19 protein-coding genes are annotated in these 23,406 nt (G+C 59.2%); 11 read left to right on the plus strand and 8 right to left on the minus strand.

From position 1 onward, the window contains the following. Window positions 1–8 precede the first annotated feature (8 nt). From BR00_RS01570 to BR00_RS01590, 5 genes are read right to left on the minus strand one after another with little or no spacing between them, the layout of a single operon-like run. Window positions 9–794: a rhodanese-like domain-containing protein gene (locus BR00_RS01570; RefSeq protein ID WP_496475862.1), complete on the minus strand. Its 786-nt coding sequence runs from the start codon at window positions 792–794 to the stop codon at window positions 9–11. A gap of 27 nt (window positions 795–821) precedes the next feature. Continuing rightward, a complete protein-coding gene (locus tag BR00_RS01575; RefSeq protein WP_496475863.1) occupies window positions 822–2,267 on the minus strand; it encodes a UTP--glucose-1-phosphate uridylyltransferase in 1,446 nt (481 codons plus the stop codon). 39 nt (window positions 2,268–2,306) lie between these two features. After that, complete coding sequence (locus BR00_RS01580; protein ID WP_496475864.1) at window positions 2,307–3,710, minus strand: response regulator; 1,404 nt, start codon at window positions 3,708–3,710, stop codon at window positions 2,307–2,309. Continuing rightward, the gene (locus BR00_RS01585; RefSeq protein WP_496475865.1) at window positions 3,707–5,287 is read right to left on the minus strand and encodes a sigma-54-dependent Fis family transcriptional regulator; all 1,581 of its coding nucleotides are present in this window, start codon (window positions 5,285–5,287) and stop codon (window positions 3,707–3,709) included. The genes BR00_RS01580 and BR00_RS01585 overlap by 4 nt, the downstream gene beginning before the upstream one ends. A gap of 30 nt (window positions 5,288–5,317) precedes the next feature. Further along, the gene (locus tag BR00_RS01590) at window positions 5,318–5,956 is read right to left on the minus strand and encodes a hypothetical protein (protein WP_496475866.1); all 639 of its coding nucleotides are present in this window, start codon (window positions 5,954–5,956) and stop codon (window positions 5,318–5,320) included. A 272-nt stretch (window positions 5,957–6,228) separates the two neighbouring features. Between BR00_RS01590 and BR00_RS01595 the strand changes: the two genes are divergently transcribed. From BR00_RS01595 to BR00_RS01605, 3 genes are read left to right on the plus strand one after another with little or no spacing between them, the layout of a single operon-like run. Further along, the gene (locus BR00_RS01595; RefSeq protein WP_496475867.1) at window positions 6,229–7,488 is read left to right on the plus strand and encodes a glutamate-5-semialdehyde dehydrogenase; all 1,260 of its coding nucleotides are present in this window, start codon (window positions 6,229–6,231) and stop codon (window positions 7,486–7,488) included. Next, on the plus strand, window positions 7,475–8,149 hold the full coding sequence (nadD, locus tag BR00_RS01600) for a nicotinate (nicotinamide) nucleotide adenylyltransferase (RefSeq protein WP_496475868.1): 675 nt from the start codon (window positions 7,475–7,477) through the stop codon (window positions 8,147–8,149). Before BR00_RS01595 ends, nadD begins: the two co-directional genes overlap by 14 nt. Further along, complete coding sequence (locus BR00_RS01605) at window positions 8,146–8,448, plus strand: Dabb family protein (protein ID WP_496475869.1); 303 nt, start codon at window positions 8,146–8,148, stop codon at window positions 8,446–8,448. The genes nadD and BR00_RS01605 overlap by 4 nt, the downstream gene beginning before the upstream one ends. Here BR00_RS01605 and msrB read toward each other — a convergent pair. After that, on the minus strand, window positions 8,439–8,885 hold the full coding sequence (msrB, locus tag BR00_RS01610) for a peptide-methionine (R)-S-oxide reductase MsrB (RefSeq protein ID WP_496475870.1): 447 nt from the start codon (window positions 8,883–8,885) through the stop codon (window positions 8,439–8,441). The two genes, BR00_RS01605 and msrB, sit on opposite strands and share 10 nt — an antisense overlap. Window positions 8,886–8,981: 96 nt before the next feature. Here msrB and BR00_RS01615 point away from each other — a divergent pair, with 96 nt between their 5' ends. Continuing rightward, window positions 8,982–11,435, plus strand: coding sequence for a glycogen/starch/alpha-glucan phosphorylase (locus BR00_RS01615; RefSeq protein WP_496475871.1), 2,454 nt, complete (start codon window positions 8,982–8,984; stop codon window positions 11,433–11,435). Window positions 11,436–11,491: 56 nt separating this feature from the next. Here BR00_RS01615 and BR00_RS01620 read toward each other — a convergent pair whose 3' ends face one another. Then, on the minus strand, window positions 11,492–12,694 hold the full coding sequence (locus BR00_RS01620) for an EAL and HDOD domain-containing protein (protein ID WP_496475872.1): 1,203 nt from the start codon (window positions 12,692–12,694) through the stop codon (window positions 11,492–11,494). Window positions 12,695–13,093: 399 nt separating this feature from the next. On the opposite strand from BR00_RS01620, the gene BR00_RS01625 reads away from it, so the two are divergent. From BR00_RS01625 to BR00_RS01640, 4 genes are all read left to right on the plus strand, one after another. Next, window positions 13,094–15,277 carry a glutamine synthetase III family protein gene (locus BR00_RS01625; RefSeq protein WP_496475873.1) on the plus strand — a complete coding sequence of 728 codons (2,184 nt, stop codon included), beginning with the start codon at window positions 13,094–13,096 and terminating at the stop codon, window positions 15,275–15,277. Window positions 15,278–15,394: 117 nt separating this feature from the next. After that, window positions 15,395–16,465 (plus strand): AI-2E family transporter, encoded by a 1,071-nt coding sequence (locus tag BR00_RS01630; RefSeq protein ID WP_496475874.1) that lies wholly within the window; start codon window positions 15,395–15,397, stop codon window positions 16,463–16,465. A gap of 14 nt (window positions 16,466–16,479) precedes the next feature. Next, on the plus strand, window positions 16,480–16,839 hold the full coding sequence (locus BR00_RS01635; RefSeq protein ID WP_496476241.1) for a hypothetical protein: 360 nt from the start codon (window positions 16,480–16,482) through the stop codon (window positions 16,837–16,839). Continuing rightward, the gene (locus BR00_RS01640) at window positions 16,737–17,489 is read left to right on the plus strand and encodes an adenosine kinase (RefSeq protein WP_496476233.1); all 753 of its coding nucleotides are present in this window, start codon (window positions 16,737–16,739) and stop codon (window positions 17,487–17,489) included. Before BR00_RS01635 ends, BR00_RS01640 begins: the two co-directional genes overlap by 103 nt. Here BR00_RS01640 and BR00_RS01645 read toward each other — a convergent pair. After that, window positions 17,479–18,318, minus strand: a complete 840-nt coding sequence (locus BR00_RS01645) for a VgrG-related protein (protein ID WP_496475875.1) — start codon at window positions 18,316–18,318, stop codon at window positions 17,479–17,481. The two genes, BR00_RS01640 and BR00_RS01645, sit on opposite strands and share 11 nt — an antisense overlap. A gap of 137 nt (window positions 18,319–18,455) precedes the next feature. On the opposite strand from BR00_RS01645, the gene BR00_RS01650 reads away from it, so the two are divergent. From BR00_RS01650 to BR00_RS01660, 3 genes are all read left to right on the plus strand, one after another. Continuing rightward, window positions 18,456–18,926, plus strand: a complete 471-nt coding sequence (locus BR00_RS01650) for a chemotaxis protein CheW (protein WP_496475876.1) — start codon at window positions 18,456–18,458, stop codon at window positions 18,924–18,926. Window positions 18,927–19,063: 137 nt separating this feature from the next. After that, window positions 19,064–22,450, plus strand: a complete 3,387-nt coding sequence (gene mfd / locus BR00_RS01655) for a transcription-repair coupling factor (RefSeq protein WP_496475877.1) — start codon at window positions 19,064–19,066, stop codon at window positions 22,448–22,450. Window positions 22,451–22,493: 43 nt separating this feature from the next. Then, complete coding sequence (locus BR00_RS01660) at window positions 22,494–23,399, plus strand: SurA N-terminal domain-containing protein (protein ID WP_496475878.1); 906 nt, start codon at window positions 22,494–22,496, stop codon at window positions 23,397–23,399. Window positions 23,400–23,406 lie beyond the last annotated feature (7 nt).

Raw genomic sequence — 23,406 nt, forward strand, 5'->3', positions numbered from 1 at the left:
GGAGCTCCTTAGGGGTTGAGGCCAGTGGTCGTGGGCAGGTGCTCGTCCTGCCACAGGCTCCAGCCATTGACGAAGACCAGGACGGTGGACACCCCGCGGGCCCGAAGGGCCTCGGCCAGTTCCTCCGAGAGCGGACAGAGCTCGCCGTCGCAGTACGTCACCACCGTCTTGCCTTCGATATGCGGGGCGATTTGCGGCCAGAGGCGGTCGAGCTCCGTAGGCGGTACGCACAGCGCTCCGGGGATGTGCCCTTGGGCATAGGTGTCGGGATCTCGGGCATCGAGAAACACCGCCTGGCCTGAAAGATGGAGCTGCAGGGCGTCGGCCACGGAGAGCGCCGCAGCGGGCTCTTCTGCCTGGGCAGACGCCGTTTCCTGGGCGACGGGCGTCTCTGGTGGCGCTGCCTGGGCCGCCTCTTGCGGCTGCTGGGACGCATCCGAGACCGGGGCTTCGGGTGTCGTCTGTGCTTCGGCTGGTTCCGTCTGGGGGGCGTTTTCCGTCATTGGGGCAGGAGACTGCATGGCCGGGGCGGGCTCTGCATGCGGAGGTGTTTGGTCTTCTGCAGGCGCTGGTGTCGGGGCCTCCGCCGCGGGGGAAGTTGGTGTCTCGGGCGCCGCGGTGCTTGGCGCCTGGGGACTTGGCTGCGCGGGTGCTGGTGCCGGAGCGGGCACGAAGGCCTCGGTGCGCACCCATGCCAAGGGAGTGGGGCGCCACTGGTTGAAGCACAAGGCGAGCAGGGTCGCCGTGGCGACGATGGCCAGGGTACAGAGTGCGGTTCGGGAGGAAGATCGCATACGGGCTCCGCAGTGGGGGTTGTGGGTTTAGAGGTGGACCTCGCCGGTCAAATGCGTCCCTGGGGGGATGCTTCGCGGCAGGGGGGTGGCGTTGACGATGTGCACATGCCCGGAGAGCCGGACGCCGGCCTCGAAGGTGACGTCGCCCTCCACCCGAAGAGAGTCGCACTCCATGAGGCTTGGGGCGCCGTTTGGAAAGCGTTGCAGAAACATGTCGATCTTTTTGTAAAATTTTTCATCCAAACGGATGGTGGGCAGGGGATGGGTCCGCTTGGGATTGGGCACGATGGTGTCGTGTTCGGTGCGCAAAAAAAGGTCCGACATGACCAAAAGCAGATCTGCGGTGGTCTTGACCGGAGCAAAGCGTTTGCGCGGCACGACCACGGCCTGGGCGTTGTAGAAGCTGCTAATGGCCGACCCCATGGCGGTTTCCAATTGGAATACTGCCGGCGAATCAGGGTCACGGGGGTCCAGGGTCTTGGGATTGATAATGAGGTCCAGCGGCATGAGCCGGTGCGAGACGAACACGGACTGGAGCACCCGCAGATCCACCCAGATGGAGTTGGTGTTGAAGAAGCGGAACTTTTCGATGTCCGAGAACGAATCCATTTCGCAGTCCGGGCACTGGGCCACTTCCCGCAACGCCAACCGATTGGTCTTGAGCAGCCGGCAAAGATGGCCGCCTTTTTTGTCCTGCTCCGTGCGTCGAGCCACTTCCATGAGGAACGGGAGATTGTGCCGCACCATATAGCCCAAAAGGCGACGATTCATAATGGCGCCGAGGTTGTCGGCGTTGGAGATAAAGGCGTAGTAGTAATCGTTTTCCAGCAATGCATCGAGCATGCCCGAGGTGACGAGGGCGGTGTAGATATCGCCGTGCCCTGGGGGATTCCACTCGAGTTCTGGATTCTTCGGCCATTTAGCTGGAGTGAGGTCCTGGGCGAGGATCTTGGGGAAACGGTGCTGTAAGAACGCCAAGGGAATACCGGTGCCGCCATTGGAGAATCCTTGGATGGCGAGCATGGTTTCGGTGTGGGTCCGAAAGCTGTTCATAAAGACCTGCGGGAACTCCACGCCGTAGCGTTGGCGGATTTTTTGGGCCTGCATGAGGATGAGGTCGAGGAAGGTGAAGTCATCTTTGACCGGGATCAGGCTTTTGGGGCCTTCGAGTCCCATGCTCGTGCCCAGCCCGCCGTTGAGCTTGATGACTACGGTGTGGCGCAGGGCCTTTTCGCCGTCTTCTTTATATTCCTCCAATTGTTCGTAGTCCGGCAGCTCCCGGTCCTCCACGGGGAGGATTTCCCGGTCCGAGAGCTTGCCTTGGGCGCCGTAGAGAAATTGGTTGAAGTAACACTTGAAGGTGTTGATGACGATGGCGGGCATGCCCTGTTCTTCCATCTTCAGGGCAAAGGGCCGAAAGAGTTCCGTGAGCTCTTGATCAGCAAGGGTGACGCAGGAAAGGGAGTTACTCATGGGGACTCCTTGATAACGGCGGTACAAGCAAGCGAAGCCTTAGGAAAAAGTGGCCGCGGACACAAGGCCGGGATGGGCGCACGGCAGGTGCAGTTGCACAATGAGGGTCTGGTCGGTGATATGCGACTCCATGTCTCCGTTTTGGCGGGCCATGAGACGGCGGCACACATCCAGATGGTGGTGTCTCACGTGCGGAAGCGGGGCAGGAGAGATCTCGAGGTTCACACCAGCGGTTTTTCCCTCACGGAGGATTCGTGCAAGGATATGACCGCCAGCGGCGAGGCTGTCTTGGGCATACTGGATGACGGAGAGCAGTGCCCGGTGGGTGAGCTCGGTGTTGGCCTGCACCAGGGGGGCTGCATCCTCACGGACCTCCCAGGTAATGCCCATGCGTTCCAGGTGGTGGCTGAGGATGCGGAAGATGAAAGTCACGGCGCTGGCAATGGAGATGGTTTCAATGGCCGCAGGCGGAGGGTCCAAGAGCGGCTCCAGGCGCTCCCAGATACTGTCGAGGCGACGACACTCATGGCGTAAAAGCGCACATTCCGCGTCGTCGGGGTAGCGTTCCTCAAGAATAAGAATGCGCGTAAGCCCGCCCAAGGCCACGAGTGGGTTGCGGACTTCATGGGCCAGTTCTTGCGCCAGGGTGTGGAGCGCCATCTGACGCTCGTTGGAGAGAAACATGCGATCTAAATAGGTGTGGTGCGTGATGTCGAGCAGGATTCCTTCCACCCGTCGGGGTTCGCTTTCGTAGCGGTTGGCGATGAAATGCACTTGGAGTACCAGTGGGTAGCCCTGTTTATGGGTGAATCGGAAGTCCAGCTTGGACGTAAAATGGGTCCCATCGAATATCTTGCTGATATTGTTTAGAAATATTTTTCGGTCATCTTTATGGATAAGATGGAGAAACTTGAGGGGATAGTTTTGGAGTTCCGATACGCTGTAGCCGAGAACGTGTTCGGTTTTGTGGGTAAGGAATGTAAAATCGAGATCTTTGGTGAAGCTGAAAAGGATAATGGGAAGGTTGTGAATGAGTGTATGGAGGCGCGCCTGCGTGGCGCGCATGCGCTCTTGGAGTTGGCTTTGCTCCAGGCAGTTGCGGATGGTTTGGGCGAGGATTTCGAGGCTGGCGATGGGCTTGATGATATAGTCCCACGCTCCGGCTTTGAATGCCTGAGCAGCGCTTTGGGCATAGTTTTTGGCCGAGATGACGAGTACGGGGACATAGGGGCGCAGATCGTGCATGGTCTGCAGGAGGGAAAGTGTGTCGTCTTCTCCGAGAATGAGGTCGAGAAGTACCCCATGTGGAGGGGTTTCGGTAAAGCACTGCAAGGCGGAGGCCGCATCTGCTGCCTCGGATACGCAATACCCTTCTTCGGTGAGCCAGTGGGCAACGGCGGCGCGGAAGAGGGGATCGTCATCCACGACCAAAAGACGTTTCATGACGAATGCTTGTTATGATGTCCGCGGGATCGCTTGGCGTATTTTTTGGGATCAATATTATATTTTTTGATCTTATAGTGGATGATGCGGTAGCTTGCACGCAAATCTCTTGCAACTTGCAACATGTTTCCGCTGCATCTTTGTAGAGCTTCGATCAATATCTCCTGCTCGAATTTGGCTACGGCCTCTCCAAAAGAAAGCTGGATGTCTGTTGCGGAGCTTTCTGCTGTTTGGAGTGTCGGCGGGAGATGATACGTCCGTATTGCTTCTTCATTGCAGATAAGTGTCGCCCGCTCCATACAATTGCGCAGTTCGCGCACGTTTCCCGGCCAATCGTATTGGGTGAGCAAATCTATGGCAGGCATGGAAATGCGTTTGATGCTTTTTCCATACTCCGTACAAAACCATTGGAGAAAGTATTCCGCCAGCGGCAGGATGTCTTCGCGGCGTTCCCGCAAGGGTGGGATGAAGATTGGGAAGACATTGATGCGGTAGTAGAGATCTTCGCGGAATTTACCTGTCTTGATGAGCTGTTCCAAGGGCTGGTGGGTGGCGCAGATGATGCGTACGTCCACGGTAATGGGCTTTTCGCTCCCCACCCGTTGGACTTCGCCTTCTTGGAGGGCCCGTAAGAGTTTGGCTTGTGCCTCTGGGCTGAGTTCGCCGATCTCATCCAAAAATAGGGTGCCGGTGTGGGCCAGTTCGAAACGGCCCTTCTTGGCGCTCACCGCGCCGGTGAATGCCCCGCGTTCGTGCCCGAAGAGCTCGCTTTCCAAGAGGTCTGCAGGGAGGGCGGCGCAGTTGAGGCGTATGAGCGGCCGGTCCCGGCGGGGGCTGGCGTTGTGGATGGCCTCGGCGATGAGTTCCTTGCCGGTGCCTGACTCCCCCCGCAAGAGCACGGCGGCCTTGCTGGGGGCCACTTGGAGGATTTGTCCCATGACGAAGGACATGGCCTTGGACGTGGCCACGATTTTACTTTGTGTGAGCGCCTTGGCGCGTTCGCTCGCCTCGCCCAAAAAACCCATGGACGCCCAGAGCTCTTTTTGGGCCATGGCCTCTTGGAGATATGCCGTTTGGCGGGCGATGACCGCGGCAAGGACCTCGAGAAAGGCGCGGTGCCCGTCGAGAGCGCATCCTCCCTGGCGGGGGATGTCTGCGCTGAGCACGCCGAGGATCTCCGGAGTTCCTTCGGCGGTGGTGCGGCGTACCGGCACACACACAAAGGCGAGCTCTTGGAGTTCCTCTTTGGGGCGCCCCAATGCCTTGTTGAGAAAGCGGGGGTCGCTTGCCATGTTTTCTACTACGATGGGGCGCCCCGTTTGGACCACTTGGCCGGTGACGCCTTGGCCGGGCATGTAGACCGCCTTGGCCTGACCCCTGTGGCCATAGAAGAGATCGAAGGAGATGGTGTTGGTCTTGGGGTCGAAGATGGCTACCGCCATACGGCGATACCCCATAGCTTGCGCAGTGCGCTGCAGCAGCGTCTCCAGGCCGGTCTGCAGGGGTCCGAGAGGGTCGAGGTCCTGAAGGAGTTCGTGCAGGGTGGTGAAAGCGTGCAAGCTATCGAAGGCATCCATGGTGCTGCCCGGTACGAGAGCGGTTGTAGGTTAAGGCCGCGTTTTTTGGAGCTGGGCAACTTTGGCGTCAATGTAGGGACTGCCCGAGACCAAGGTTTTGAGCTCTTGATAGGCTGCCAGGGCTTGCGCAGGTTTTTGGGCATTTTCTGCCGCAAATGCCTGGGCACTCAAGGCCAGTGGCTTGAGCCCTTCCGGCCAGGTGGTTTGCTGCGCGAGCGTCAGGGCCTCGGCAAAGCGTTGGGCGCGCGTCAGCGCCTGAACCTGGGCCAGCGTTGCTACGGGGGCGAGTGCATCAGCGTGTGCCGCTACCTGCTGCCACAGGCCAGCTTCTTCGGCGCTGTCCTGCAAGGCATCCGCCTGGACCGTGGCTTCAAGCAACGCGGCGACGGCAATCGTGGGGTGTTCGGCCGCCATGGCTTTGAGATCCGCGATCGTCTGGGCGCTTGGGGACTGCTGGGCGAGTTGCACGAGCGCTTCTTGGGTGCGGGCAAGCTGGATGCTTTGATAGTGATCTCGGGCGGTCCAGGCGGCGACGAGGGCGATCACGGCGGCTGCCGCCACGCCGAGGGCCTTGATATGCTCTACGATCCAGCGAAGTAGAGGATGGAGATCGTCGTCCATTTCCTGCTGAAGGCTGTCGAGAAGGTCTGGGTGGGGTGTCTGCTGCATGGGAAACCTCGAAATGATTGTTCAAAATTGTAAGCTGGGGGCGGATGTAGGCGGAAAGTAGGGGAAGGTCAAATGGAGAGAGGGTGTGACTGCGCGAAATTGAGGGCTGGTTTTGATGCGTGTCACCGGGATCCGCTTTGATGAGCGGGGGATATGGCCGTTGATTTCGCGCTCGGCGTACGGCGCGCATAATTTGGCGTCATTTTCTTGCCCTCTTGTCAGGGTTTGGCTAGAGACTCGCTTACAATCGATTTTTTAGGGGGAAGTATCGTATGGAATTGGAGATGCAGCTACGCACCCTTGCCCGCGAGGCCAAAGAAGCGTCGCGGATTTTGGCGACCTCCAGTGGCGCGGCTCGAAACGCCGCGTTGCGAGGGCTTGCTCAACTTTTGGAGCGACACCAGCCGGAGATTTTAGATGCCAATGCTCAAGATCTGGACAAGGCACAGCAAGCAGGGCTGGATAGCGCACGCATGGAACGGCTCCGCATGACCGAGGCCGGCATTGCCGCTATGTGTGCGGCGTGCCGTCATGTGGCGGCCTTGCCCGACCCCATTGGGGAAATGGAGCAGGTCGTCACCCGGCCCAATGGTCTTATGGTAGGGCGCATGCGTATCCCGCTGGGGGTCATTGCCATCATCTACGAGTCTCGTCCCAATGTGACCATCGATGCCGCCATTTTGTGTCTGAAAGCAGGAAACAGCGTGATTCTTCGTGGGGGCTCTGAGGCGTATCATTCCAACATGGTGTTGACCTCCTTGCTGCAAAAAGCGATCGCCGACGCAGGCCTTCCGCAAGCTGCGGTACAGATGGTGCCTACCACGAGCCGTTCCGCGGTGCCCATTTTGCTTGGCATGGACGAGTATATCGACGTCGTGATCCCACGCGGAGGAGAAGGATTGATCCGTGCCGTGGTGCGTGATGCCACTATGCCGGTGCTCAAGCATTACAAGGGGGTTTGCCATATCTATGTGCACGAAGATGCTGACATAGATCAGGCGATTGAAATCATTAAAAACGCCAAGACGCAGCGCCCTGCGGTATGCAACGCTTTGGAATGTTTGCTCGTGCACCAGCGTATCGCCCCCTCTTTGCTTCCTGCCTTGGGCAAAACCCTCGGGGCATTGGGCGTATGTTTCCGGGCCTGCCCCCAGGCGCTCCCCTTGCTGGGAGATGCAGCCGAACCTGCCTTGCCGACAGATTGGGGCCATGAGTTCCTCTCCCTGACCCTGGCGGTGCGCGTGGTGGACTCCCAGTCCGAGGCCGAGGCGCATATCGCCCAGTACGGGTCCGGGCACTCCGAGGCCATTTTGACTGCAGACTACCGCCGAGCCATGCGGTTTTTGCGCACCGTGGACGCTTCGTGCGTCTTGGTGAACGCCTCCACACGGTTCAATGACGGTGGGGAGCTGGGGCTGGGGGCGGAAATCGGCATCAGCACCTCCAAGGTGCATGCTTACGGGCCCATGGGGGTAAAAGAACTCACCAGCCAGAAGTTTGTGGTCTTCGGCGATGGCCATGTGCGGCAATGAACTTTTTGCCGGAGCCGTTGGGATCCTCGGCGGTACCTTTAATCCCGTGCATGTGGGACATCTGCGCATGGCCATTGAAGTCCGGGAGAACTTGGGCCTGCGCCGGGTGCTCTTCTTGCCGAGTTTTGCCCCGCCTCATAAGTCGGATCACGCGCTCCTGCCGTACAGCTTGCGTGTCTCCCTGGTGAAGGCCGCCTGCGAGGGCGAGGCCGGGTTGGGCGTGAGCGAGGAGGAACGCTTTCTGGCGACGCCGTCGTACACGGTGCGCACCGTCGTCTCCTTGCGCCAGCGTCCTGAGGACGGTCCATGGGTGCTCATCGTGGGCAGCACGGATTTCGTGAGTCTGCCGTCGTGGCACCAGGGGACGCGCCTGCCGCACCTGGTGGACATGGTCGTGGTGGAGCGGGGCGGGACCTCTTGGGCAGAGGCGGATCACTTTGCCCGCGTCGCACTGGGGCTTACCCGCACTGCCTGGGGGTGGCACGGCAAGCGCCGGATCGCATACATCCAAGCGCCGCTGCTGGCGATTTCTTCTTCCATGGTGCGAGAGCGGTTTGTGACGGGCCGCAGCGTGCGTGGACTCATTCCGGATGCGTGCTTTTCGCTTTTGGAACAGCACCGAACCTTTATTGAGCGCCTATGGTGCAAGGAGTTGCAATGATTGGACACATCGTGATGTGGACCCTCAAGCCCGAAGTCGATGGGAAGAGTGCTGCGGAAAACGCTGCCGTGATGAAGTCCATGTTGGATGCACTGCCCACGGCCATCGACGTCATTCAAGATTTTCATGTCAGTACACGCATGATGGCAACAAACATGGAAGTGGAAGTGCTGTTGTTTTCTACTTTTGCTACAGAAGAAGATTTGGATGCGTACCAGAGGCATCCGGAACATCAAAAATGCGTAGACTTCATCCGCTCTGTCGTTGCTTCACGAAAGTTTGTGGACTATCATTTTTGATCCGTTTCCTCTGTAAATCGCAGTGCAGCAGAATTGATGCAATAGCGCAATCCCGTTGGTTGTGGCCCATCGGGAAACACATGACCGAGGTGGCCGCCGCAACGGGCGCAGTGGACTTCCGTGCGTATCCGGCCCCAGGAAAAATCCTGGCGTGTGCCTACGTGATCCGGGGCGATAGGCGCTGTGAAGCTCGGCCAGCCCGTGCCGGAGTCGAATTTGTCTTGGGAGCGGAACACCGGATTGCCGCACCCGGCACAGGAGTAGACGCCCGGGGCATGATGATTCCAGTACGGGCCGGTGAAGGGGGCTTCCGTGGCTTCTTCGCGGAGCACCGCATATGCTTGTGGTGAGAGGATGGCCCGCCATTCTTCGGGGGTCTTCATGATGGGGAAGAGTTCCGTCGCCAGGGCTGCTCCCACGAGAAATACGGTGATCATCGTTTCTCTCCCGGTAAAAGACTAGACAGTGTTGGCAAAAATCGCCTATTTTCTTCCCATAAGTCTCGTCGAACCATAAGCAAGAGGAGTGGTGCCATGGGAGATGATGCGCAGTTTGCCTTGCAGGTTCAGGCGCTCAAGGAAGATATTCAGCGTCATGTGGCCCATACGCTCGGCGGTGATCCGTACCCTCCCCGAAAAGGGAGATACTTTTTGGGGCTGTGCTACAGTGTCCGCGACCGGCTGGTGACCAAGTGGTTGGAGACGCAGCGGTCTTTTTACGATACCATTTCCAAGCGGGTGTATTATCTTTCCTTGGAGTTTCTTCCGGGCCGTTTTTTGATGAACTACATCCAGGCCTTGGGTATCGAGGATGTTTGTCGGGAAGCCGTTCAGTCTTTTGGTATGGAATTGGACGAGCTGGTGGAAGAGGAGTGGAACCCGGGTCTGGGCAATGGAGGCCTCGGCCGGCTCGCCTCGTGCTACATGGATTCCATGGCGACATGCTGCATTCCAGGATATGGCTACGGCATATTGTATGACTATGGCATATTCTATCAGAGTATCGTCAATGGATACCAGCAGGAAAGCGCTGACAACTGGTTGCGCCAGGATTCTCCATGGGTTTTCCGGCGTGGAAACTTCATGTATAAGATCCATTTTTATGGAAGATCTGAAGTGTACCACGATTCCTCTGGAGCGGAAAGGTTTCGATGGGTCGATACAGATACTGTAATGGCAATGGCGTGCGATATTTTGATACCTGGATATCGTAACGATTACGTGACAAACATGCGCTTATGGAAGGCGGTTTCCAGTCGGGAATTTGATTTGAGCGAGTTCAACGAAGGCGACTATATCGGAGCTGTTGAAAGCAAGGTCAAAAGCGAGAATATCTCCAAGGTTCTTTACCCCAATGACCATAGCCCCAGTGGAAAGGAACTCCGTCTCAAACAGCAGTACTTTTTTGTCGCCGCCACCTTTAAAGATATCTTGAGACGATACCGCAAAAACAACTACGCCTCTTTTGAAAACTTCCCCAATCAAGTCGCTGTGCAGCTCAACGATACCCATCCGGCCATTGCCATCGCCGAGTTGATGCGCATCCTCGTGGACGAGGAAATGGTGGACTGGCATGAGGCGTGGAAGCTGTGTCAGAAAACCTTTGCCTATACCAATCACACCGTGCTGCCAGAAGCCTTGGAAGTGTGGCCTGTAGAGCTTTTATGGCGTGTGCTTCCCCGGCACATGCAAATCATTTTTGCCATCAACCACTTTTTCTTGGAGGAGGTGCGCCGCTGGAAGCCGGGGCGCGACGACATTGTGCGCGCCATGTCCCTGATCGGCGAGGATGGGCCGCAGACGGTGCGCATGGCGCATTTGGCCATCGTGGGGAGCCATACCGTCAATGGAGTCGCCAAGCTCCATTCGGACATCCTCAAAAAGCGTCTGTTCCATAATTTTCACGAATTCTATCCCGAAAAATTTACCAACGTCACCAACGGTATTACGCCGCGCCGTTGGCTCGATGGGTGCAATCCAGAGCTTTCGCACCTGATCACCTCGGTTATCGGCCCTGATTGGGTTCGGGATTTGAGTTTGTTAGAAGGCCTTACTGCGTATGCGGATGACCCAGAGTTCCAACAACGCTGGCTTGCCGTGAAGCGACAAAACAAGAAGCGTCTTGCCCGATATGTCTTGCGCAAGCTGGGAATGGGCGTAAACCCGGCATCACTGTTTGATGTCCAGGTCAAACGCATCCATGAGTACAAGCGTCAGCTTCTCAATGTGCTTCATGTTATTACACTCTACAATCGTATCAAGGCGCAGGGAGAAGATGCGCATACCCCGCGCATCGTCTTTTTTGGCGGGAAGGCTGCTCCTGGATACTTCATGGCCAAACTCATCATCAAGCTCATCAACTCAGTTGCGCAAGTCATCAATGCGGATACTGCTGTTGGAAGTATGCTCAAGGTCGTATTTCTGCCCAACTACTGCGTTTCGCAGGCAGAAATCGTCATTCCTGCCGCAGATTTGTCCGAGCAGATATCTACTGCAGGTATGGAGGCTTCGGGGACCGGAAATATGAAATTTGCGCTCAACGGCGCGCTTACCATTGGAACGCTTGACGGCGCGAACATCGAGATACGCGACCTCGTCGGCCATGAAAACTTTTTCCTCTTTGGACTCACGGAAGAAGAGGTCGTGCACATGCGATCTCAAGGGTACAATCCTTGGGCAATCTATGAGAATGACGTGGAGCTCCACAAAGCTCTGGACATGATTGCATGTGGTCATTTCAGTCCGGAAAATAAAGATCTTTTCCGGCCAATTATCGATGCTCTACTGCACAATGGTGATTATTATATGGTGCTTGCTGACTATCGCAGCTATATTCAGGCCCAGGAGTCCGTATCCGCAGCCTATCGCGATACTGCACGGTGGGCGCGCATGTCGATTCTCAACACCGCGCGTATGGGATTCTTTTCTTCGGACCGGGCCATCATGGAATATGCATCGCGCATTTGGAATGTGGATCCGATCCGCTAACGCGCCGCACGGACCTGCGATACCGACCAAGGGGGCGAAGAGCCCCCTTGGTGTTGTTAGAGGGACGCGTCGAGGATGGAAGTGGCCCAGGCCGTTGCCTCGCTATGCAAGCGCTTGACCGTGGGGATGTCGAGGCCCAAGGCCTGGGCGAGGGGTTCTTCCGTACCGTCTTCACAGGCGAGCATGAGATCCAGCAGTGGCCGGTGGGCGCAATTGGGGTCACCAAGCAGAGCTTTTTTCTGGAAATCGCTCAAGGGGAGGGATTCGAGCACCGTGGCCATGGGAATCCCGAGCATGGCATCCAAAAGGGAGAACATCCCGAGCAGGAACATCTCTTCTGGTTTGAAATCCCAATAATCATAAGTTTTGACCAACTCTTCCAAAAACTTGCCGCGCCGCAGCGCGAAATGGGCGAGCTCGGTCTGTTGTTCGTTTTGCGCCATGTCCGCCAGGAGCATGGCGCGCAGCCAATTGCGCATCTGACGCCAGCCCAACAGGGTGATGGCTTGCCGGATGGATTCGATCTTGCGGGCAAAGCCGAAGGCCGGGGAGTTGAGGTAGGTGAGGAGCTTGTAGCTCAAGGTGACATCGGTTTGGACTGTTTGTGCAAGTTTGTTCAAATCAGGGTCTTCTTGCTCGATGACTTCAAGAAGGCGCAGCCGCGAGCCCTGATGGGCGGAGATTTTTTTTCCGGGAATGACCTCGGGCTGGGTGAAGGCACGGCCTTGAAAGAGGCTGCCGCCGCGCTGGGCGAGGGATCGGAAGTCGTCTTCGGTGTTTACATTTTTGCACAAAATAAGCGCGTGGGTCTTTTGGACCGCTGTTTGGAGGGCGGGGTCCTCGAAGGCGGCGGGAGAAGTGACGGTGATGACTTGTGATTTCTCCAAAAGTGGCGAGGCCGGCGTGGTGGCGGGGTGCCATTCGAGGGCCAAGGTATGTCCTTCGGCGTGGAGTCGATCGAGGACTTCGGTGATGGTGGCGTCGAGCTGGTATTCCGTGGCCACCTGGATGGCGGAGTTGGCCGCAGGGATGGCGTGGGGGAGTTCGTTGGCGATTTGGTCATAGGTGTAGGCAATGAGGATTTTTTTGCTGCGGGCCACGATGTTTTGGAGGCCGACTGAATCGCCGGCGATGATGGTGGTCCCCACCGTACTTTGACCGGTGTCGCTCGTCGCCTGAATTTCGTATCCCCAAACGGTTTTGTTGGTGTGAAAGATGGGGAGCCGGGTCAAAAGATAGAGATTGGTGTTGGCGGGCATAGGGGACTCCTTGAGAAGGGGTTGGAGATAGCCGTAGCGTTCAAGTAAAGGAAAACGATGGGCGTTGTCTAGAAAATGTCGTGGCGAGCCTGGGTGGTGTGCAGGCAGACGTGCCACCTTGCGGTGGCTCCTCCGCTTTTGGGAGCGCGGGTGTTGCCTTCGTGCGTCCCGCGAGCAGTGCGAACAGCTCTGATGGGAGCTGGATGGACAAAAATGAAAAAAAATAATGAACAGGCTTGGCAAAATGACAAGATGGGGGGGGAGATGCTGGAGGCTTTTTATTTTTTTATTAAATAAAATAAGCATATTATGCTTTTTGGCCCTGTCCTTGCTTGTTTTGGGGCGTTGGTTCATACGGCGGGCGCATGGCGCGACCCTATCACCTTTTTGGAGGAGTCTATGAGCGGAGTTTCTACCCGGCGGGATGCCATTCGGGCGATTTTAGAGTACAAACCGGCCTCTTCTGGGATGCACTTCCAGGAGGAAAAACCGACGGACATCTATGGATGCAACGTATTCAACGACCAGGTCATGCGGGAACGTCTGCCCAAAGACGTCTATAAGTCGCTCAAGAAGACCATCGAGCTGGGGGAAAAACTGGATCCGTCCATTGCGGACATCGTGGCCACGGCTATGAAAGATTGGGCCATCGAGAAAGGGGCCACGCATTTTACCCATGTGTTTTTCCCCTTGACCGGCCTTACTGCAGAAAAACACGATTCCTTTTTGACCCCTGACGGGAAAGGGGGGGCCATTGCCGAGTTTTCCGGTAAGATGCTCATCCAGGGTGAGCCGGATGCATCGAGTTTTCCTTCCGGTGGGCTGCGCACGACGTTCGAGGCGCGTGGGTATACGGCGTGGGACGTCACCAGCCCCGCGTATATCCTGGAAAATCCCAATGGGACCTTTTTGTGCATCCCCACGGCATTCGTCTCCTGGAACGGCGAGGCCCTGGATAAGAAAACACCGCTGCTGCGTTCCCTGCAGGTATTGAACAAGCAGGCCAAGCGGGTGCTCAAGCTCTTTGGCACCGAGACGACGCTCCCCATCACCTGTTTCGCTGGCCCGGAGCAGGAGTATTTTCTCATCGATCGCAACTTTGCCTTTGCCCGGCCGGACCTGTTGATTGCAGGACGTACCCTTTTCGGCGCCAAACCTGCCAAGGGCCAGGAATTCGAAGACCAATACTTTGGAGTGATCCCCCGTCGGGTACTCTCCTTCATGATGGAAGTGGAGCGGGAGCTCTACAAACTTGGTGTGCCGGTGAAGACCCGGCACAACGAGGTGGCGCCCAGCCAGTTCGAGATCGCGCCTTTGTATGAACAGGGGAACTTGGCTACGGATCACAACCAGCTCATCATGACGGTACTGCGCACTGTGGCCAAGCGCTACGGCATGATGTGCCTGCTCCATGAAAAGCCCTTTGCCGGCATCAACGGTTCAGGCAAACACCTCAACTATTCCATTGGCAACGCCGAGCTCGGCAGTCTTTTCGATCCCGGCGACACCCCCCACGAAAACGCCCAGTTTTTGGTGTTCTGCGCGGCCACTATTCGTGCACTCCACAAATACGGCGCTCTCCTGCGCGCCACCGTGGCCTCGGCGTCCAACGACCATCGTCTTGGCGCCAACGAGGCCCCGCCGGCCATCATGTCCGTGTATCTGGGCGAGCAACTGAGCGACGTGTTCGAGCAGATCAAGACCGGTCAGGTAAAGGGGTGCAAGCAGAAGTGTTTCATGAATGTGGGGGTGGACACCCTGCCGCCGCTTCCCCGGGACCCGGGAGACCGCAACCGCACCAGCCCCTTTGCCTTTACCGGCAACCGCTTCGAGTTCCGCGCCGTGGGCTCCTCCATGTCCATCGCCGGCCCGCAGGTGGCCCTCAACACCATGCTCGCCGAGTCGTTGGATTATATCGCCACGGAGTTGGAAAAGGCCACCGCCGGGGACCCCTCCAAGCTCAATGCCGCGGTGCAGGAGCTTCTGCGTTCCATCATCACGGAGCATGAGGCGGTCATCTTCAACGGCGACGGATATTCCGAAGAATGGCACAAAGAAGCGGAGCGTCGCGGGCTGCCCAATCTCAAAACCACCCCGGACGCCTTGCCGGTGCTTACCAGTCCGGAGGTGGTGGAGCTCTTCACCAAGTACGGGGTCTTCACCGAGGCAGAGCTCAAAAGCCGCGAGGAAATCTATACCGAGCAGTACTGCAAGACCATCGAGACCGAAGCGGCCCTTGCCCTGCGCATGGCGAAGACCATTATTCTCCCTTCCGCCATCCGTTATCAGGGAGAGCTGGCGGCGGTGTGCGCCAATTTGCGCGCCATCGGGAAAGACTTCCGCACCAAGATGCTGGACGCGATCACCGAGAACCTGCGCAAGCTCCAGGACGCCATTGAAAATCTCGATGCCGTGTTGGCCGCCGACAAAGGGGCGTCGACCCATGCCCATGCCCGCTATGCCTGCGATGTCATTCTGCCGGCCATGGCGGAAGTGCGCCAATGGGCGGACACCCTGGAGACCATGGTGGCCGATGACCAATGGGCCCTGCCCAGCTACCAGGAAATGCTCTTTATCCGCTAACCACATCCGTCACTGGGCATCTTGTCTGTCCACGAAGGCCGCCTCCGGGCGGCCTTCGTGTTGACGGGCGAAACCCGGACAGGCTAGGCCGCGTCCATTCTACGACAAGGAGCCTCTGTGCATTTGTTTCGCAACGTACTCGATCGTTTTGCAGCCAATCCCCAATTTTTTACTCTGGTGGCAGTACTCGCAGTGCTGTCTGCCTTGGTGTTATGGATTGGCGACTTTTTGGCCCCAGTGATCGCCGCCTTGGTGATCGCCTTTCTCCTGGAGGGCTTGGTGCGCCCATTGGTGCGTTTGGGCACGCCTCGTCTCGTTGCGGTCAGCCTGGTGTGTTTGCTCTTTGTAGTGCTCTTGGTGTTTTTGGTCCTTGGCCTTGCTCCGCTCCTCATCCGTCAGGTGACGGACTTTCTGGGGCGGTTGCCGGATATGGTGGCCAGCGCCCAAACGCTGCTCGTGCATTTGCCCGAGCGGTATCCGCATCTGATTTCGGAAGCATATTTGACGGAGCTCTTGGATAGTTTCCGCATCCAGATCGCCAGCTATGGCCATCAACTGGTGGCATACGGCCTCTCCAGTATGCGTTCGGTCATCACCTTCACTATCTACTTGGTGCTGTTGCCCATCATGGTGTTCTTCTTTCTCAAGGACAAAACACTGCTCATTGGATGGTTTCGTCGTTTCTTACCGGAAGACCACCGGCTTGCCAGCAAGGTGTGGGCGGATATCCAGCGGCAGGTGAGTGACTACGTGCGCGGCAAGATCCTTGAGATTCTCATCGTGTGGGTGGCGACCTATATTACTTTTCTGGTGTGCGGATTGAACTACGCCATGCTGCTCAGCCTGTTGGTGGGGCTTTCGGTGATCATCCCCTATGTCGGTGCAACGGTCGTGACCATTCCCGTTGCCGTGGTTGCTTATATGCAATGGGGGGTCGAGAGCCAGTTCATGGTGGCGCTCGGGGCGTATCTGGTGATCCAACTCTTGGACGGGAATGTCCTCGTCCCGCTGCTGTTGTCCGAGGTGGTGAATATCCATCCCATCGCGGTGATTGCCTCCATTTTGGTGTTCGGCGGTCTGTGGGGATTTTGGGGGGTGTTTTTTGCCATCCCTCTGGCCACGGTGGTGCAGGCGGTGCTCAACGCCTGGTGGGCGCGTGACCTGGAGACGGACAGCACAGCATGCTGACAAATGGAGTGCATATGGAATTTGACGTGTTTGGTATGGGCAATGCTTTGGTGGACATGGAGTTTGCCGTCGATGACGCCTTTTTGGAGACCCATGGCATTGCCAAAGGACTCATGACCTTGGTGGATACGGAACGCCAGTTTGCTGTGCTCCAGGCGCTGCGCGGTCAGCATGGGAGCCGGGCCTGCGGAGGCTCCGCCGCCAATACCATGGTGGCTGTGGCGGCCTTGGGGGGCGGGCGTGCTATGCGTTCCTGGTGGCTGCCGATGAGATGGGGGATTTTTTCTTGGAGGATTTGGCCCGCATGGGCGTTGCCACCACCCTGCAGGGGCCGCGTCCTGCTGGGAGCACGGGGTCGTGTGTGGTGCTCGTGACCCCGGATGCGGAGCGCACCATGAATACCTATCTGGGTATTTCTGCGCAGTTGAGCCCAGCCCAGTTGGACGAAGAGGCCGTGGCCCGTTCCCGATTCGTGTATGTGGAAGGCTATCTCGTGTCTTCACCCACGGCCCGGGCTGCGGCCGTGGCGGCCATGGCCATGGCCCGACGCCATGGGGTGCGCACGGCACTCAGCTTTTCCGACCCGGCCATGGTGCAGTACTTTCGCCTGGGTCTGGAAGAAATTCTCGGAGAAGGGGTGGACTTGCTTTTTTGTAACCGCGCCGAGGCCTTGGCATGGGCCGGGTGCCGCACCCTGGCCAAGGCCGTGGACAGCTTGCGTCAGGTGGCGGGCGCTTTTGCCGTCACTTTGGGCGCAGAGGGAGCGCTGCTTTTTGACGGCTACCAGCTTCACGAGGTGGACCCGTTCCCGGTGGCGGCCAAGGACACCAACGGGGCTGGGGATATGTTTGCCGGCGCCTTCTTGTACGGCATCACCCACGGGATGTCCTTTCCCGAGGCCGGACGGCTGGCCAGTCTTGCCGCCTCCCGGGTTGTGACCCGTTTTGGCCCCCGTCTTGCGCAGGAAGAATATGCAGCGCTGCTCAAAGACTTCCGCGCGGGCGAGATGCCTTCTACGTCGTAGGCGCGCCCTGGAGCATGGCGAGCACCCATTGCCCTTCCTGCTGCAAGCGGCTCTGCACCGCGCTTTGCACGGCGGCGGGTGACGAGCCGAAGTCCGAGCCACGCAGGGCGTAAACCTTTTGCAGCAATCTTTGCGCAAATTCAGGGTGACGCAGGGCCTGTGGCTTGCCCGCCGCATTCATTGCATCGAGAGCAGTGAAAAAGATGCGGGTCGCCCCTGCCGGGCCGTGCTGCACCGCCGTGCTCCACAGCGCCTCGGCCACAGCTTGCGGGCCTTTTGCCACATCGATGCCGGTGCGCTCCAAAATGGCCTTGCGGGCGGGCTCGAAGTGGGTCTGTTCGATGAATTGGCGCTGAACCTGGAAGAAGCGCTGCGGGGCTTCGGCAGCAATGGCCTTCCATTCTGCGGGCATACCGCCACTGGTGGATCCGGTGTTGGCCGGGCCTGCGGCCCGCAGACGCGCCGCCCAGGACGGTTCCACCTGATCGAGATATTGGAGGAAGCGGTCCATGGTGCCGGGCCGGGAGGCGATCTGATACGCGCCGTAGGAGGTGCCGCCCACGGGGTCGTAGCCGATGGCTGCTGCCCCGGATTTTCCGGATTCGAAGCGGGCGCTCACTTCGCCGAGGGCTGAAGATGGGGAAGATACGCCTGTCAGCGATTGGATCGTCTGCACTGCTTGGTTGAGCAGCGTGCTTTGTGCGGCATCGAGCCCATGCCGTTGGGCGTCCATGTGCTCCTCGAATTGGACGCGTTCCCGGTAGGTGTGGCGGGGGGTGGGGAGGGCGTTCATTTGCCCGAGCAGGTGCAGACGATCGATGACAGGCATACGGGCTCCATGTCAAAAAAGTACCACAAACGAGGGTCTGTCCCAATTTATGCACAAAGCACGCCAGATGCCGCGAGGGTCGAGGCCTGCCTTGCCACTCGGAGCGGATGCCCGTATGGGGCGACCAGGAGGTGCGTATGGCCACGACAGCGCATGACGATCACCTACTGCAACTGGTGACTTTCCGCATTGGCGAGGAGGAGTTCGGGGTGAACATCCTCCAGGTGCAGGAGATCATCCGTATGCTGGACATTACCAAGGTCCCCAAGGCTCCGGACTTTGTGGAAGGGGTCATCAATCTCCGCGGCAAGGTCATTCCGGTTATCGACCTGCGCAAGCGCTTTGGGCTCCCGGCCCGGGAGCGCGACAAGATGAGCCGCATCATCGTGGTGGAGATTGGGACCACGGTGGTCGGCTTCATCGTGGATGCGGTGTCGGAAGTGCTGCGCCTTCCTGCCAGTACCGTGGAGCCTCCACCGCCCGTGGTGGCTGGTTTGGACGCCGAGTACATCAGCGGCGTGGGCAAGCTCGATGACCGCCTGCTCATCATGCTCGACATGGACCGGCTCCTTTCCCGGGATGAGAAAACCGCCCTCGGTGCGGCGTAGTGCTGCCCGTGTCTTTCCCTAACCATAGGCGGGGATGAGCGCATCCCCGCATTTTTTGCATCGCCTTGATACCTCCAGAACTTCACTCCTTCCTCAGCCGTCCCCGGGGCAGCCTGCGCCTCGTCAAGACCGGGCCTGTGGGCCAGGCCTGTCTGGTCCAACTCTTGGTGCGCGCGGGCCATTTTGTGGTCCTGCTCACGCCCCCAGGGGCGGATGTGGCGCTTTATAGCGCTCTTGTGCGCGCGCTCGATGCAGATGCTTCCGGCCATCCCCTTGGGGAGCATCGCTATCTCAGCCTGCCGCGCTTTTCCCCCGAGGTAGGCTCTCCAGGCACCTGGGGAGAGCGCTGGAGCGCGCTCTCCAGCTTGAGTACCAATGGGCCGCGGGCACTACTTCTTCCTTTGGACAACTTGATCCACAAATGGCCTTCGCCGGCCATGGTCGCCAGCGCGCATGTGGAAATCCGTCGGGGGGAAGACGTCAGCCTCGATGCTTTGGTGGAGACCTTGGTGGCCTTTGGCTACCGCCGTACGTCTCTGGTGGCCGTGGTGGGGGAATTTTCCGTGCGCGGCGACATCGTGGACGTGTTCACACCGGGCTGGGAACTGCCCGTGCGCCTGGAAACCTTTGGCGATACCGTGGAGCGGCTTACGCTTTTTGAACCGTTGTCGCAGCGTTCGCGGGCGGATTTGGAGCACGCTGTCGTCGTGCCGGTGCAGGCGGCGCCGGCATCTTGCCGCCAAGTGGAAGAGGCCCGCTGCCTGTGGGACGGCTGGGCGCGCACCGGTGATCTTTCCCGGCAGGCGCGTCAGCGCCTGGAAGAAAGCCTTGGCCAAGGGAGCCTGCCGCTTCTGAGCTTGGCCCAAAGCGGTCTCGATGGCCTCGATGCCTGGATCCCCAAGGACGCGGTGATCGTCGTGGTGGAGGCCCAAAACCTGCGCCCCAAGTTGGAAGAGTCCCTGTGGGAGTGGCAGCATTTTTTGCAGACCTGGCAGGATGGGCTTCCGCGTCAGGGGGTGCTGCAAACGGAGCAGGAGGCCCGGCGTCTCTTGGAAGGGCGGCCGAGCCTTTTATGCGAAGACCTGGTCATGGGGCAGCGCGGCCAGGCCCTGGAGCTTGCCGAAGAATCCGTTCGTACCTTTACGGACCTCTTTTGGAAGCCTGAGGACCGGCAACGGCCGTGGCGGGCGGTGGTGGAGGCCCTGAAGTCCTGGCAGCAGGCGGGCGAGCGGGTGGTGGTGTGCTTCCCCACTTCCGGAGCCCGGCGTAAATTCGTAGGCCTTGCCCAGGAAGAGGGGCTCCTGGTGCAGGACGGCCCGCCCCGTGAGCCTGGCATCGGCGCTGTGGTTTCTGGCGTACGCCAGGGCGCGGCCCTCCCCTGGGCGGGGGTGCGGGTGATCCCGGAAGCAGCACTCCATCCTGGGCAGGCCCCTTCGGCCCGCCGCCGGCCCAAGGCTTTTCAGGGGCTTTCTTCCTTCGAAGGCCTCGAACAAGGCGACCTTTTGGTGCATCGGGACTACGGAGTCTGCCGCTTTGGCGGGCTTTCGCGTGTGCAGATGGGAGAGGTGGCCAACGATTTCCTCCTGCTCCTTTTTGCCGACGAGGACAAACTCTATCTCCCGGTGGACCGGTTGGGGTGCGTGCAGCGCTACCAAGGTCCGGAGGGTGCGGCCCCGGCCTTGGATCGGCTGGGCTCCACGGGCTGGCGCAAGGCGCGGGAGCGGGTACGCAAGGCGGTGGCCGCCATCGCCCGAGACCTGGTGGAGATGTACGCCTTCCGCAAGATCGCCAAAGGATTTTCTTACGGACCGGTGCCGGCCTTTTACCGGGATTTTGAAGCCACCTTTGGGTTTGACGAAACTCCGGACCAGGAGCGGGCCATTGCCGAAGTCCTGGCGGACATGGAGCGGCCCGAGCCTATGGACCGTTTGGTGTGCGGCGATGTGGGGTTCGGCAAGACGGAAGTGGCCTTGCGGGCGGCATTTCGGGCTGTGGCCGACGGCAAGCAGGTGGCCTTGCTCTGTCCCACCACCGTGCTTGCGGAGCAGCACTATCAGACCTTCCGCCAGCGCATGGAGCCGTTTTCCGTACGTGTGGCCTTGCTTTCCCGCTTTGTCCCCCCAGCTACACAAAAGACGGTGCTCCGGGCCGTGGCCCAAGGCCAGGTGGACGTGCTCATCGGCACCCACCGTATGCTCTCCAAAGACGTGGAGTTCGCCAATCTCGCCCTCCTCATCCTCGACGAGGAACAGCGCTTCGGGGTGCAGCACAAAGAACGCCTCAAGAAGATGCGGGCGACGGTGGACGTGCTCACCCTCACCGCCACTCCCATTCCCCGTACTCTGCAACTTTCACTCGCCGGGGTGCGGGGACTGTCGGTCATCGAGACCCCGCCGGTGGATCGCAAGCCCGTGGAAACTGCGCTCATGGAGCGGGACCCTGAGGCCTTGCGCCCGATTTTGGAACGAGAGCTCGCTCGAGGCGGTCAGGTGTTTTGGGTCTTCAATCGTATCCAAGGACTGGAGCAAACTGCGGCCTTCGTGCGATCCCTCGTGCCACAAGCCCGGGTGGGCATGGCCCATGGGCAGATGCCGGCACGCGAGCTCGAAGACACCATGCACCGCTTTTGGCATGGAGAACTGGATATCTTGGTGTGCACTGCCATCATCGAGTCGGGCTTGGATTTCCCCCGGGCCAACACCTTGGTGGTGGATCAGGCCCACCTCTTTGGCCTGGGGCAGCTCTACCAATTGCGGGGCCGGGTGGGGCGCTCGTCGGTCCAGGCGTACGCCTATTTTGTGGTGCCCAATCCCGACGCCTTGCCGGAGGTCGCCCGGAAGCGGCTGAAAATCGTTTTGGAGATGGACTACCTGGGTGCTGGGTTCCGGGTGGCCATGGAGGATTTACGACTGCGCGGCGCGGGAAACATCCTCGGCGAGGCCCAATCCGGGCACATGGGCAAGGTGGGACTCGACCTCTATTTGGAGATGCTGGAGGAAGAGGTGCGGCGCCTGCAGGGCGGGGCGGTGGAGACCTTTGTCGAGCCGGAGCTCAACTTGGGATTTCAGGCGGTTATTCCGGAAGAGTATATCCCCGACGGTCAGGAGCGTCTCCAATACTACAAGGCCCTGTCGTCGAGCCCGGACGAGGCTGCGGTGGAGGCCGTGGTGGACGAGATGCGCGACCGCTTTGGCATCATCCCGGACTCCGTGCGCCTGTTCGTGGCGGCGTTGTTGGTGAAGCAGGCGGTGTGGCGCTTGGGCGCAGTGCGGGTGGATTTGGGGCAGGACAAGTGCCTGGTGTATTGGGACGCCTCCCGCTGTCCCATCGATCCGGAGCGTTTGGTCGCTTGGATCATGGCGCGGACAGACGCCCGCATGCTGCCGCCAGCCAAATTGGAACTTTCCTTGGCGGGAGAGGGGCTGACTGCTCGCGTACGGGCCGCCTACACCGCTTTGCAGGACCTCGTTCGGGAGGTTGTCGCTCCTGCTTTAGGGCTGGACGCGGGCGATGCAGAAAGCTAGAAATCACCCGGCCGCAATCCGGAAGACAACCATGGGAGAGACTATGCGCGGAGCATGGATGTTCGGTTTGGTATTTTTTGTGTGCGCCCAGGCTGCCTGGGGCGAGGTGGTGGACCGTATCGTGGCCGTGGTCAACGGCGAGATCATCACGTGGAGTGAACTGGAAGCGGAGACCAACCGCTTCCTCGCCCAAGCTGGCCCCAACGCTTTGGACGAGGCCTCCGCGCGTAAGGCGGTGCTCGACTCTCTCATCAACGATCTTTTGGTGCGCCAAGAGGCGGAACGTCTGCAAGTGACCGTGTCCGACAGCGATGTGGAAAACGCGCTGCGGGAATTCAAGACGCGCCGGCGCCTCTCCGATGCGGAATTCGAGCATGGCCTGACCCTCCAAGGCATCACCTTGGAGGAATTCAAGAAGCAGCTCCGTAGTGATCTCATGCGGCGGCGTATTTTGGGCTTCATGGTGCAGCGCAAGGTCGTTGTGACGGACGAAGAGATTCAGGCGTACTACGACGCCCATGCCCAGCAATTTCGCTCCGGCCGGCATCTGACGGTGCAGCTTGTCGTGCTGCCGAGCCAGGAAGATGCCGCCAAAGTCGCTGCTGCCGTGCATCAAGGCGACATCACCATGGACCAGGCTGTGCGGGAATATTCCATCGGCCCGCGTCAGGATGACGGCGTCATGGAGGTGGCGTGGCAAGATTTGGATGGGACCTGGCGTCAGGCCTTGTCGGGGCTTTCCGAAGGGCAGGTGAGCGCACCGTTTTTGGTGCAGGGGAAATGGGTCGTCGTGCGTTTGGTCCGTGAACGTACCACAGACGAAGACGGCGGGATCGATGCAGTGCGGGAAGAGATTCGGGAAATCCTTGCCCGGCCCAAATTGGAGGAGCGTTTCCAGGAGTACATGGCATCGCTGCGGGCCAAGGCGCTCATTGATGTGCGGTTGTAAGGGGCAG

It is taken from the genome of Thermodesulfomicrobium thermophilum DSM 16697 (genome assembly GCF_059568695.1).

Excerpts from the sequence above, each read along its gene's own strand:
- BR00_RS01635 (WP_496476241.1), top strand. The coding sequence starts at position 16,480 with ATGGAATTTGACGTGTTTGGTATGGGCAATGCTTTGGTGGACATGGAG.
- BR00_RS01650 (WP_496475876.1), top strand. The coding sequence starts at position 18,456 with ATGGCCACGACAGCGCATGACGATCACCTACTGCAACTGGTGACTTTC.
- BR00_RS01640 (WP_496476233.1), top strand. The coding sequence starts at position 16,737 with ATGGGGGATTTTTTCTTGGAGGATTTGGCCCGCATGGGCGTTGCCACC.
- BR00_RS01625 (WP_496475873.1), top strand. The coding sequence starts at position 13,094 with ATGAGCGGAGTTTCTACCCGGCGGGATGCCATTCGGGCGATTTTAGAG.
- BR00_RS01620 (WP_496475872.1), bottom strand. The coding sequence starts at position 12,694 with ATGCCCGCCAACACCAATCTCTATCTTTTGACCCGGCTCCCCATCTTT.
- msrB (WP_496475870.1), bottom strand. The coding sequence starts at position 8,885 with ATGATCACCGTATTTCTCGTGGGAGCAGCCCTGGCGACGGAACTCTTC.
- nadD (WP_496475868.1), top strand. The coding sequence starts at position 7,475 with ATGTGCGGCAATGAACTTTTTGCCGGAGCCGTTGGGATCCTCGGCGGT.
- BR00_RS01580 (WP_496475864.1), bottom strand. The coding sequence starts at position 3,710 with ATGAAACGTCTTTTGGTCGTGGATGACGATCCCCTCTTCCGCGCCGCC.
- BR00_RS01660 (WP_496475878.1), top strand. The coding sequence starts at position 22,494 with ATGCGCGGAGCATGGATGTTCGGTTTGGTATTTTTTGTGTGCGCCCAG.
- BR00_RS01570 (WP_496475862.1), bottom strand. The coding sequence starts at position 794 with ATGCGATCTTCCTCCCGAACCGCACTCTGTACCCTGGCCATCGTCGCC.
- BR00_RS01615 (WP_496475871.1), top strand. The coding sequence starts at position 8,982 with ATGGGAGATGATGCGCAGTTTGCCTTGCAGGTTCAGGCGCTCAAGGAA.
- BR00_RS01575 (WP_496475863.1), bottom strand. The coding sequence starts at position 2,267 with ATGAGTAACTCCCTTTCCTGCGTCACCCTTGCTGATCAAGAGCTCACG.
- BR00_RS01645 (WP_496475875.1), bottom strand. The coding sequence starts at position 18,318 with ATGCCTGTCATCGATCGTCTGCACCTGCTCGGGCAAATGAACGCCCTC.
- BR00_RS01590 (WP_496475866.1), bottom strand. The coding sequence starts at position 5,956 with ATGCAGCAGACACCCCACCCAGACCTTCTCGACAGCCTTCAGCAGGAA.
- BR00_RS01595 (WP_496475867.1), top strand. The coding sequence starts at position 6,229 with ATGGAATTGGAGATGCAGCTACGCACCCTTGCCCGCGAGGCCAAAGAA.
- BR00_RS01605 (WP_496475869.1), top strand. The coding sequence starts at position 8,146 with ATGATTGGACACATCGTGATGTGGACCCTCAAGCCCGAAGTCGATGGG.
- BR00_RS01585 (WP_496475865.1), bottom strand. The coding sequence starts at position 5,287 with ATGGATGCCTTCGATAGCTTGCACGCTTTCACCACCCTGCACGAACTC.